The 10,546-nt window shown below is 71.8% G+C and carries 12 protein-coding genes and 1 pseudogene; 5 read left to right on the forward strand and 8 right to left on the reverse strand.

All coding sequences use genetic code 11. The features are described from left to right. Window positions 1-252: 252 nt before the first annotated feature. Both AOK22_RS25820 and AOK22_RS25825 read right to left on the reverse strand, forming a co-directional pair. Window positions 253-1,773, reverse strand: a complete 1,521-nt coding sequence (locus tag AOK22_RS25820; protein WP_055701107.1) for a DEAD/DEAH box helicase — start codon at window positions 1,771-1,773, stop codon at window positions 253-255. Window positions 1,774-1,915: 142 nt separating this feature from the next. Beyond that, window positions 1,916-2,119, reverse strand: coding sequence for a cold-shock protein (locus tag AOK22_RS25825; RefSeq protein WP_055701108.1), 204 nt, complete (start codon window positions 2,117-2,119; stop codon window positions 1,916-1,918). A 389-nt stretch (window positions 2,120-2,508) separates the two neighbouring features. Here AOK22_RS25825 and AOK22_RS25830 point away from each other — a divergent pair, with 389 nt between their 5' ends. Next, window positions 2,509-3,438, forward strand: coding sequence for a tyrosine-protein phosphatase (locus tag AOK22_RS25830; RefSeq protein ID WP_055701109.1), 930 nt, complete (start codon window positions 2,509-2,511; stop codon window positions 3,436-3,438). Window positions 3,439-3,545: 107 nt separating this feature from the next. Continuing rightward, window positions 3,546-4,169 (forward strand): GNAT family N-acetyltransferase, encoded by a 624-nt coding sequence (locus AOK22_RS25835; RefSeq protein ID WP_055701110.1) that lies wholly within the window; start codon window positions 3,546-3,548, stop codon window positions 4,167-4,169. A 9-nt stretch (window positions 4,170-4,178) separates the two neighbouring features. Here the strand turns inward: AOK22_RS25835 and AOK22_RS40025 are convergent. Continuing rightward, window positions 4,179-4,325, reverse strand: a pseudogene (locus AOK22_RS40025) (VWA domain-containing protein); the annotation flags it as partial. A 276-nt stretch (window positions 4,326-4,601) separates the two neighbouring features. Here AOK22_RS40025 and AOK22_RS42975 point away from each other — a divergent pair. Together AOK22_RS42975 and AOK22_RS25845 are read left to right on the forward strand one after the other, a co-directional pair. Further along, window positions 4,602-4,883 carry a helix-turn-helix domain-containing protein gene (locus AOK22_RS42975; RefSeq protein ID WP_055701111.1) on the forward strand — a complete coding sequence of 94 codons (282 nt, stop codon included), beginning with the start codon at window positions 4,602-4,604 and terminating at the stop codon, window positions 4,881-4,883. A gap of 80 nt (window positions 4,884-4,963) precedes the next feature. Then, window positions 4,964-5,713 (forward strand): SDR family NAD(P)-dependent oxidoreductase, encoded by a 750-nt coding sequence (locus tag AOK22_RS25845; protein WP_055701112.1) that lies wholly within the window; start codon window positions 4,964-4,966, stop codon window positions 5,711-5,713. Between the two features lie 48 nt (window positions 5,714-5,761). Here AOK22_RS25845 and AOK22_RS25850 read toward each other — a convergent pair whose 3' ends face one another. The 3 genes from AOK22_RS25850 to AOK22_RS25860 all read right to left on the reverse strand — a co-directional run bounded on the left by AOK22_RS25850 (window position 5,762) and on the right by AOK22_RS25860 (window position 7,666). Next, window positions 5,762-6,118 (reverse strand): hypothetical protein, encoded by a 357-nt coding sequence (locus AOK22_RS25850; protein ID WP_055701113.1) that lies wholly within the window; start codon window positions 6,116-6,118, stop codon window positions 5,762-5,764. Window positions 6,119-6,315: 197 nt separating this feature from the next. Continuing rightward, window positions 6,316-7,416: a hypothetical protein gene (locus AOK22_RS25855; protein ID WP_055701114.1), complete on the reverse strand. Its 1,101-nt coding sequence runs from the start codon at window positions 7,414-7,416 to the stop codon at window positions 6,316-6,318. A 22-nt stretch (window positions 7,417-7,438) separates the two neighbouring features. Then, complete coding sequence (locus AOK22_RS25860; RefSeq protein WP_055701115.1) at window positions 7,439-7,666, reverse strand: hypothetical protein; 228 nt, start codon at window positions 7,664-7,666, stop codon at window positions 7,439-7,441. 148 nt (window positions 7,667-7,814) lie between these two features. Here AOK22_RS25860 and AOK22_RS25865 point away from each other — a divergent pair, with 148 nt between their 5' ends. Then, window positions 7,815-8,714: a chitosanase gene (locus AOK22_RS25865; RefSeq protein WP_055701116.1), complete on the forward strand. Its 900-nt coding sequence runs from the start codon at window positions 7,815-7,817 to the stop codon at window positions 8,712-8,714. Between the two features lie 34 nt (window positions 8,715-8,748). Here the strand turns inward: AOK22_RS25865 and AOK22_RS25870 are convergent, their stop codons facing one another. Then, window positions 8,749-9,582: a carbohydrate ABC transporter permease gene (locus AOK22_RS25870; RefSeq protein ID WP_055701117.1), complete on the reverse strand. Its 834-nt coding sequence runs from the start codon at window positions 9,580-9,582 to the stop codon at window positions 8,749-8,751. Beyond that, a partial coding sequence (locus AOK22_RS25875; protein ID WP_055701118.1) for a carbohydrate ABC transporter permease occupies window positions 9,579-10,546 on the reverse strand: 968 nt, incomplete at its 5' end. The genes AOK22_RS25875 and AOK22_RS25870, both read right to left, overlap by 4 nt.

The raw sequence follows: 10,546 nt of genomic DNA on the forward strand, positions 1-10,546 counted from the left end.
TGGGCAGGCGTTCCGCACGGCGAGTGGGGCATCCCCTGCTCGAGCGGAGCCGAGAGCTTGGGGAAGGGTGGGCACAGCCCACGGTGCAGAGTGGCGATAAAGGAGGCACCAGGCCCGGTGCAGGCGGGCACAGCCCCCGGCGCCGAGAGGCGATAAGGTGGCTCCAGCCCCGGCGCAGCCGGACCGTGCGGGCCCACGGCCAGAGGGGCCCCGCCCCGGCGCAGGTGGGCGCCAGCCGGGGCGGGGAACGTGTTACGGCGTGGCTCGGCGGGAGCCCGCGCCGCCTCCGCGACGGCCCCGGCGAGAACGCCCCGCCCCGGCACCGGACGCGCCACCGCCCCCGCCCCCACGGGGCCGCCGACGCCGCGCCGAGGAGGAGGCCGACGGCGCCGCGGCCTGCGGCGTCTCGATGACCACCGGCACACCCGACGGCTCCCGCGCCCCGGTGATCCGCACCAGCTCCTCGTCGGAGGAGGCGATCCGCGCCGTGTGGGGACGAATCTCCGCGTCGGACATCAGCCGCGTCATGTCCCGCTTCTCGTCCGGCAGGACCAGCGTGACGACACTGCCCGACTCCCCCGCACGAGCGGTCCGCCCGCCCCGGTGGAGATAGTCCTTGTGGTCGGTGGGCGGATCGACGTTGACGACCAGGTCGAGGTCGTCGACATGGATGCCGCGCGCCGCGACGTTCGTGGCGATCAGCGCGGTGACCTGGCCGTTCTTGAACTGGTCCAGCGTCCGGTTGCGCTGCGGCTGCGACCGCCCGCCGTGCAGGCCGGAGGCCCGTACCCCGTTGGCGAGCAGCCGCTTGGTGAAGCGGTCGACGGCCCGCTTGGTGTCCAGGAACATGATCACCCGGCCCTCGCGCGCGGCGATCCGCATGGCGACGGCCTTCTTGTCCGTCTCGTCGGCGACGTAGAGGACGTGGTGCTCCATCGTCGTGACCGCGCCCGCGGACGGGTCGACGGAGTGCACGACGGGGTCGGAGAGGAACATCCGGACGAGCCGGTCGATGTTCTTGTCGAGCGTCGCCGAGAACAGCATGGTCTGGCCGCCCTGCTCGACCTGCTTGAGCAGCGCGGTGACCTGCGGCATGAACCCCATGTCGGCCATCTGGTCGGCCTCGTCAAGCACCGTCGTACGCACCTGCGAGAGGTCGCAGTCGCCGCGCTCGATCAGGTCCTTCAGGCGGCCGGGCGTGGCCACGAGGATCTCGGCGCCGCGCCGCAGCGTGCCCGCCTGCCGGCCGATCGACAGACCGCCGACGACGGTCGCGACCCGCAGGTTCACCGACGTGGCGTACGGCGTGAGCGCGTCCGTCACCTGCTGGGCCAGCTCGCGCGTGGGCACCAGGACCATGGCGAGCGGCGACTTCGGCTCGGCGCGCCGGCCGGCCGTGCGGGCCAGCAGGGCCAGCCCGAAGGCGAGGGTCTTGCCGGAGCCGGTGCGGCCACGGCCCAGGATGTCGCGCCCGGCCAGGGAGTTGGGGAGGGTGGCGGCCTGGATCGGGAAGGGGTCCGTGACGCCCTGGGCGGCCAGCGTCTTCAGGAGGGCCTCGGGCATGTCGAGTTCACCGAAGGACTCGACGGCCGGCAGCGCGGGCGTGACGGTCTCGGGCAGCGCGAACTCGCCGCCCTGCACCGGCCGCGGCTTACGGTTTCCGGACTTCTTCGCGGAATGCGCGGAGCGCGCCGATCCGTTCGGCCTGCCTTTTCCACCTGCGGGAGCGGGCCGCTTGCGGGCGGGGCGTGCCGGGCGTTCGGAGCGGTTCATACGGAAATGCCTTCCTGGTCGCTGGACTTCCGGACCTCTGAGCCTTTTTCGGCTCTGGGCCCGGTCGGGCCCGATGACAGCGCAAGCCGAGGCCCGCACCGTGACGGTGCGGGCCTCGGCTGTGAGGTTCGCGCTGCGACGATCAGGCGGGAACGATGTTCTCGGCCTGCAGGCCCTTCTGGCCCTGGGTCACGTCGAAGGAGACCTTCTGGCCCTCCAGGAGCTCACGGAAGCCCTGGGTGGCGATGTTCGAGTAGTGGGCGAAGACGTCGGGGCCGCCGCCGTCCTGCTCGATGAAGCCGAAGCCCTTTTCCGAGTTGAACCACTTAACGGTGCCGGTTGCCATGTCAATCTCCTCAACAGGGGCAGAGTAGGGAGAATCGCGGAATTGCGAATCCCCAGCGCCGCAATGACCCCCATCCGGAGAGAACCGGAAAAACAATAATGCGCCTTCGGAGCATTCCCGTCAGGCGCACATAAAGTTCATGGGTACCAAAACTGCAACACAGTACTTTAACACGGTCACGGCGCCCGGTGTTCCGGGGGCCCGGGAGACGTACGCCACTCATGCGGCCGGGGGGGCGGCGCCGGGCGCCGTCCGGGCCGTTGAGTGATCTCCCGGCCTCGCTCTACAAGAATTGACGATTCGTCAGTACTTGGCGCACCGCCCTTCCTCCCTCACGGGCGCCTCGCTACCTTCGCCCAAACAATCGCTTGGTTGGGAAAGGCGGACCGATGCGCATCTCTCGTACCCGCACCGCGGCCGGACTGGCGATCTCCGCGCTCGCCCTGGGCACGCTGCCCGCCTGGGCGGCCCCCACGGAAACCACCGCCGCCTCCCCCGCCAGGACCGTCGCCGCCGGCGCGCCCGCCGCGTACCAGGGCCAGGTCCCGCTCCAGGGCGCCGTCAACGTACGGGACGTGGGCGGCTACCGGACCTACGACGGGGAGACGGTCCGCACCGGCCGGGTCTTCCGCGCCGACGCCCTCAGCAAGCTCACCGACGCCGACCTCACCACGCTCTCCCGGCTCGGCCTCAAGACCGTCATCGACTTCCGGGTGCCCGCAGAGGTGCAGTACGACGGCGCGGACCGGCTGCCCGCCGAGCTCGCCCCCGTGTCCCGGCCGGTCACGGACAACGGCCTGTTCACGCAGCTCATCACCGCGATCGGCGCCAAGGACCCGGTCAAGCAGGAGGAGATGCTGGGCAACGGCAGGGCAGCCGCGTTCATGCGGGACGTCTACCGGACGTTCGTCACCGACTCCACCAACCGCACACGGTTCGCGGCCACCCTGCGCGACATCGCGAACAGCCGCTCGCCGCTGCTCTACCACTGCACCTCGGGCAAGGACCGCACCGGCTGGACGACCTACCTCCTGCTGCGGCTCGTCGGAGTGCCCGAGCGCACGGCCGTCGCGGACTACCTGGCGTCCAACACGTACCGGGCCGCGTACGACGCGAAGGTGCGCGAGGCCCTCAAGCAGGGCGGGATGATGCAGAACCCGGACCTGATCATCCCGCTCCAGGAGGTCCGCACGGACTATCTCGACACGGCGCTGTCCGAGGCCACCCAGCGGTACGGCGGGCTGCAGGGCTATCTCACCAAGGGGCTCGGCCTCGACGCGGGCACGATCCTGAGGCTGCGCGAGCGGATGGTCGACTGACGCACGCCCCGGGCCGGCCGGCCGCCGAAGGCCCCGGCCCACCGGCCCTCTCCCGCTCCGGGCCCCCGGCCCCGCCCCTCAAGATCACCGCGTGCAGAATGACCCGTATGCCGATATCGAACACGCCGACGTCGACGACCCTCGACGACGCGCCGCTGATCAGCCGCACCCTGACCCGCGCCTTCGACGACGACCCGATGATGCGCTGGTTCTTCCCCGACGCCGCCTCCCGTGAGACGGCGCTCGGCCGCTACTTCACCACGATCTTCACGCGGCAGTACGGGCTGCACGGCGTGTGCGAACGCACCGACGCCGCGGCCGCGTTCTGGGTGCCGGCGGACGCGCAGGAGAAGGCCGTCCCCGACGCCGGGACCATCCAGGAGCTCCTGGACATCCTCGGCGACCGGGCCGGGCTGTTCCGGGAGGCCGTGGAGACGGCGGCCGAGCACACGCCCCAGGAGCCGCACTGGTCCCTGGCCCTCATCGGCGCCGACCCGGCCGCCCAGGGCCAGGGTCACGGCTCGGCCCTGCTGCGCTCGGGCCTCGCCCAGGCCGACGCGGCGGGCCTGCCCGTCTACCTGGAGTCCTCCAAGCCGTCGAACATCCCCGTCTATGAGCACTTCGGCTTCGCCGTGCGCGAGGAGATGCGGCTGCCGGGCGAGGGCCCGGTGCTGTGGACGATGTGGCGCGAGCCGCGGCGCACGGACGGCACCCCGGCGGGCACGGCCTGACGGTCGGCCCTACGCCACGATCCCCCGCGCCCGCGCCGCCGCCAGCCACGCCGGGAACTCGCCCACCAATTGGCCGTAGAGCCGGTCGTCCGGCACGGCCCGCGGGTCCGGACCGGCGTGGAAGAAACCCGCGTTGTCCACGGCCCGACGGGCGGGCGTCAGCGGTCGAGGGTACGCGGCGGGGCCGGTTCCGCGGCGGGATCAGGGAGGCCGACTGTTCGACCGTCCCGTGCTGACCGACCCCGTGCTCTCCGGGGCGCTCGCCGGGCTGTACGCGGCGCCGGCGGGCGGCGCGGACCCGCTGGTGCGCGATGAGCGGCTGACCGCGGCCGTCACCGTCTTGACGCGGCGCGGCGCGACCTCCGCTCCCCGGCGGCGGTCCGTACGTCGACGGACCGGGCCCGCCGCCAAGCAGCCCACCGGGCACGGGAGTTGCTCGACGAGGCGTTCCTGGAGCCGCTGTCCGCCGAGCGTCTGGCGCGGGCGGCGGGCTGCAGCCGGTTCGCGCTCTACCGGGCGTTCCGCGCCGAGTACGGTCTGGCGCCCAGCGACTACCGGCGCCAGCTCGTGCTGCGCCGGGCGCGGGCCCTGCTGCGGTCGGGGAGTTCGCCGGCCGACGCGGCGGCCGCCGCGGGCTTCGCCGGCCAGGCCCACTTCGGCCGCTGGTTCCAGCGGGTCTACGGCGTCACGCCCGGCGCGTTCCGCCGCGCCTGAGCCCGTACGTCACGGCTCTTCTGCCTTGTACGTATGACTGCTAGAGATATTCCTCTTCGTCATGGGTGAGGAGGCGTGTCATGGGCGGCGTCCGGGAGATCTCCCACGGGCTCGACGGCAAGGCGGTGCTGATCACCGGCGCGGGCCGGGGGCAGGGCGCCGCGGAGGCGCGGCTGTTCGCCGCGGCGGGGGCGCGGGTGGTGGTCACGGACGTGCGCGAGGAGGAGGGGCGCGAGGTCGCCGAATCGCTGGGCGACCAGGGGGTGTTCGTCCGTCATGACGTCACCGACGCGGAGAGCTGGGCGTCGGCCGTGGCCCGTGCCGTCGGGACCTTCGGGCGGCTGGACGCCCTGGTGAACAACGCGGCGCTGTGGCGCACGGCGTCCGTGGAGGACGAGACGTACGAGAACTTCGAGGCGCTGATCCGGGTCAACCTCCTGGGCCCGTTCCTGGGCATCCAGGCGGTGCTGCCCGCGCTGAAGGAGGCGGGCGGCGGGTCGGTCGTGAACGTGTCGTCGACGGCCGGGCTCGTCGGGATCCCGGGGCACGCGGCGTACGGGTCGACGAAGTTCGGCCTGCGGGGGCTGACGCGTTCCTCGGCGCTGGACCTGGCGGCATACGGAGTGCGGGTCAACTCCGTGCACCCGGGGGCGGTCGACACCCCGATGATCGCCACGACCTCCGCCGGGCGGGACTGGTCGCATCTGCCGCTGGGCAGGATGGGCCGCCCGGAGGAGGTCGGCGAGCTGGTGCTGTTCCTGGCGTCGGACGCGTCGTCGTACATCACGGGGGCGGAGTTCACCGTGGACGGCGGATCGACGACGGGGTGACGGCGGCCGCGCCCGGCGGCGCGGCACCGCTCAGTGGCCCGGCACCGCTCAACGGCGGTCGGTCAGGTACACCGAGCGCAGCTTGAGCCGGTCCGTGGCGGGGTGCCCGTGGGGGCGCAGCGTCCAGGAGTCGCCGGTGCAGTCGGGCCCGGTGAACACCATCACCCAGGTGTCGGTGTCGTTGTGCGGGGCGAAGGCGGGCTCGGAGGCGTCCGGGTCCGCGGCCTCCGGCAGGGTGATGCAGCCGGGGCTCTCCGGGTCGTGGAGCGTGATCGACTGCGGGTAGCCGTCGGGGCCGACGAACGTGTAGGAGAAGTCGCCGGTGGCGGCGCTCGCGGAGGTCGGCAGGGTGACGACGAGGGCGAGCGCGCCGAGAGCTGCGGCGGCGGTGTGGCGAAGACGCATGAAGACCTTTCCCGTCGGGCGAACCGGACCGCGCGGCCCGGCTCGTGGATGCCCCTGCCGCATCCCCTGACGGGGGTCCTTCGATGCGCGGTGTCACTCGTGCGGGGACGCCGCATCGATCCTTCGTCCGCCATGTGGGCTACGCGGGCCGCCGAGGGCCGGACCGGTGGGCCACCGGGCCGGCGGCGCCCCGCCGCTCACCCCGCCTGGTCCTGGAACGCGGGCAGGGCGAAGATCCGCGTCTTGGCGTCGTCGTCCATCAACTCGACCAGGGGCATGACCAGTTCCCACAGGTCCTGCTTGTCGACCTCGCGGGCGAGCGCGTCGAGGTCGGGCGCGGGCAGCGCCCCCGCGGTGTCGGCGACGACCTTGCGGGACGCGTCGGGCAGCGCGTCGACCAGGGGCAGGAACTCGGCCCACAGTCCGGTGGCGACGACGGCGCGCACGACCCCGCCGAGCACGTCCGCGCCGCGCAGCGAGGGCAGTTCGGCCACCGTCCGCCGCTCCTGTTCGCCGAGCAGCGCGACGAGCGGCAGCAGGGACTCCCACAGGTCCTGCTCGGCGACCGTCGTGACGAGGGAGTCGAGGCGGTCCCGCGGCTGGGCGGCGGCGAGCGAGGCGATGCGGCCGCGCTGCTCCCCCGTGACCATGCCGGCGACGGCCAGCGCCTCGGGCCACAGTCCGTCGGCGGCGGCCGAGGCGATGACGGAGGCGAGGCGTTCGGCGCCCATGAGGTCGATGAGGTGGCCGAGCCGTTCGGGGTCGTCGATGGCGAACCCCGTCCGCAGGACGGCGGCGTCGTCGACCTGGGGCAGGATCCGGCGCAGCGCGGCGTCCGGGAGGTGGCCGACGAAGCGGCCCATGGTCAGGTGGTCGCCGCGTTCGGCGAGGGCGACGGCGACGCGGACGAGGAGGTTCTCGTCGAGGCGGTCGACGATGCCCTTGATGCGGCGGGGGTCGAGGTGGGCGCACGACTCGGCGGTGAAGGGCACCGGGAGCTTCTCGATGATGTCGGCGGCGCGCGCCGGTTCCAGGCGTCCGGCGACGGCGGCGGCCAGGCGCGGGCCGAGCGCCTTCTGGGAGATGGCGGCGGCGACCCCGGCGGGCACGAGCCTGGTGGCGGCCGCGATCCGGTCGAGCATGTCGGGCGCCCGGTCGAAGAGCGCCGCGACGCTCTGGGCGCGGAAACGGCGTACGTCGTCGACGGGCAGCGCCTGGAGGAAGACGAGCGCGTCCGGTTCCACGTCGAGCAGGCGGGCGATCTTGAGGGTCTCGGCCCTGCCGCGCAGCTTGTCCATGCTGACTCCTCGCTCCTGTCGGCTAGCGGAAGAGAATCCGGCGTACGGGGCCGCGGGCGAGCGCGGGCACGAGGGCGAGGGCCTCCTCGGCGGCCTCGTTCAGGCCCGCGGCGCGGTTCTCGCGCTGCCTCTTCAGCGCGTCGGCCAGCGCGGCGAGCTGTTCGGGCGCCAACTGCCCGAAGGACTCGGGTGGTTGGTCGCGCAGCTCCGCGCCCAGCTGTTCCCGTCGCTCGTGCGCTTCGGTACTCACGTCGCCTCCCCGGGCCGACCCCCATGGCGGGGTACGGATCCCGAGACTGGCGCCGAATTGACTATTAGTCAATAGAGTCGGATCCGGTCCCTGGAGGCGTCGAATCCGGAAGACGCGCTACCGCGAAGGCGCACGTAATCTTGCGCGAATGAAACGTGCCGGTCTCCTTCTCGTCATCGCCGTGGCCCCCCTCGCCACGGTGGCCGCCTACCTCCTGGGCGGCGACGCGGACGACGGCTCCGGCGCCGACGCGAAGCGCCCCGCGGCCGGACGCCCGTACGGCAAGGACAAGACGGCGGCCGAGATCGAGGCCGACGACAAGCTGATCGCCGAGCTGCCGCCGGGCCTCGCCGCCCCCGCCAAGAAGGACCTCGCCCACAAGCTCGTGGCGAGCGCGGAGAACTCGACGCTGGACTGGCGCGGCCAGTACGGCTACATCGAGGACATAGACGACGGCCACGGCTACACCGCGGGCATCATCGGCTTCTGCACCGGCACCCACGACCTGCTCAGCCTCGTCGAGCGCTACACCAAGGACCACCCGGACAACGGCCTGGCCCGCTATCTGCCGGCGCTGCGCGAGGTCGACGGCAGCGACTCGCACGAGGGCCTGGACCCCGGCTTCACGAAGGCGTGGCAGGCGGAGGCGGCCGAGCCGGACTTCCGCGCGGCGCAGGACGACGTCCGCGACCGCGTCTACTTCGACCCGGCGGTGCGCCTGGCCAAGCTCGACGGACTCGGCACGCTCGGCCAGTTCATCTACTACGACGCGATGGTCCTGCACGGCCCCGGCACCGGCCCGCGCGGCTTCTACGGCCTGCGCGAGGCCACCCTGAAGGAGGCCGACACCCCGTCCCAGGGCGGCGAGGAGAAGGCGTACCTCGACATCTTCCTGGACATCCGCCGCAAGGCGATGAAGCAGGAGAAGGCCCACCGCGACACCACGCGCGTGGACACGGCCCAGCGCCAGTTCCTCTACGACGGCAACCTGGGCCTGCGGACACCGCTGACGTGGAAGGTGTACGGGGAGACGTTCAAGGTGCCGTAGTGCGCACCCAGAACGCCTCCCCGCGGGTGGTGGGTCAGCCCTTGACGGCGCCGGCCGCGAGGCCGGAGCCGAGCTTGCGGTGCACGATCACGAAGAAGATCATGACCGGCAGCGTGACCAGCGTGGAGCTGGCCATGACCGGGCCCCAGGCCGTGGAGTTCTCACCGAAGAACTGGTAGATGCCCACGGCCGCCGTGTACTTGTCGCTGCCCTTCATGAACGTGTACGCGAAGACGAACTCGTTCCACGCCGTGATGAAGGCGAAGATCGAGGTGGCGACGAGCCCCGGCGCGACCAGCGGCAGCAGCACCGACCAGAACATCCGCGGCCAGGACGCCCCGTCGATGTAGGCGGCCTCCTCGACCTCCTTGGGGATGGTCGCGACGAACCCGCGCAGCGTCCAGATGGCGAACGGCAGCGAGAGGGCGATGTAGACGATGCTCAGTCCCAGCAGGGAGTTGAGCATGTCGTAGTCCCGCATCTGGATGAAGAGCGGGATGACCAGCGCCTCCAGCGGCACCATCTGCACGATCAGGATCATGATCAGTACGGAGGTGCGGAAGCGGAACTTGAACCGGGCCACCGCGATGGCCGCGAAGAGCGAGAGCAGCGCGGCCGCGACGATCGTGGCGAGGCCGACGATCGCCGAGTTCATCAGGTAGGTGCCGAAGTTGCCCTTGTCGAAGACGAACTCGAAGTGCTCCAGGCTGATGCCGCTCGGCAGCACGTCCGAGCCGCGCACGGCGGCCTTCGGGTCGAGCGCCGTGGAGATCATCCAGTAGACGGGGAACAGCGTGAAGACCAGGAGCGCCACGACCGCGGCCGGGATGCCGATGCGCGAGGCGAGGGTGGTGCGGCGGGTACTCACAGGTCCTCCTCGCCCTGCCGGAACAGCGTGCGGATGTAGACGACGGTGATCACCAGGAGCAGCACGGTCAGCAGGACCGCGGCGGCGGCGCCCGTGCCGTAGTCGTTCTTGGCGAAGGCCTGGATGTAGGAGAAGACGCCGAGGTTGTAGACGTCCTCGTTGGAGCCGTCTCCGCCGGGCTGGAGATAGATCTGGGTGAAGACCTTGAAGTCCCAGATGGTGGAGAGGATGGTCACCACCAGGAAGACGGGCTTGATCGTCGGCACGGTGATGTTCCAGAACCGCTGCCAGGCGTTCGCGCCGTCCAGCTCCCCCGCCTCGTACAGCTCCTTGGGGATCGTCATGAGTCCCGCGAGGACGGTGATGGCGACGAAGGGGAAGCCGTGGTGGATGACGTTGAGCGTGGCGATCGCGTAGAACGGGCCGCGCTCGGTGAACCAGTTGGTGGTCTCCGGGTCGATCAGGCCGACCGCCCCGGCGATCTGGCTGACCATGCCGTCCTGCGGCTGGAAGAGCCAGATCCACACGTACGTGCCCGTGACCGCGGGCATCGCCCAGGCGGCGAGGATCGCGATCGAGCAGAGCACCCGCCAGGTGGGTCCCAGGCGGTTGAGCAGCAGCGCCACGAGGGTGCCGAGCGCGACGGTGAGGCCGACGCAGGCGAAGGCGAAGAAGACGGTGTTGGGCAGGACCGTCTTCCACAGCAGGCCGCTGGAGAGGAGGTCCTTGTAGTGGTCGAATCCGGTGAACGTCCCGACGCCGCCGCCGAACTTGACCTCGTAGTCCTGCAGGGAGAGCTTGCCGACCTGGATCAGCGGCCAGAGCAGCAGGCCCGCGAGGACCACGAGGGAGGGGGCGAGCAGGAGCCAGGGACGGGTGACGTTGATGAGCTTCTTGCGGCGGCGGGCCGCCTCGGCGGCGGCGTCCGGCTGCCGGGGGCCGGGGCGGGCCGGGGACTCCGGCC

Source organism: Streptomyces silaceus (genome assembly GCF_001419745.1).
Lineage (GTDB): Bacteria > Actinomycetota > Actinomycetes > Streptomycetales > Streptomycetaceae > Streptomyces > Streptomyces silaceus.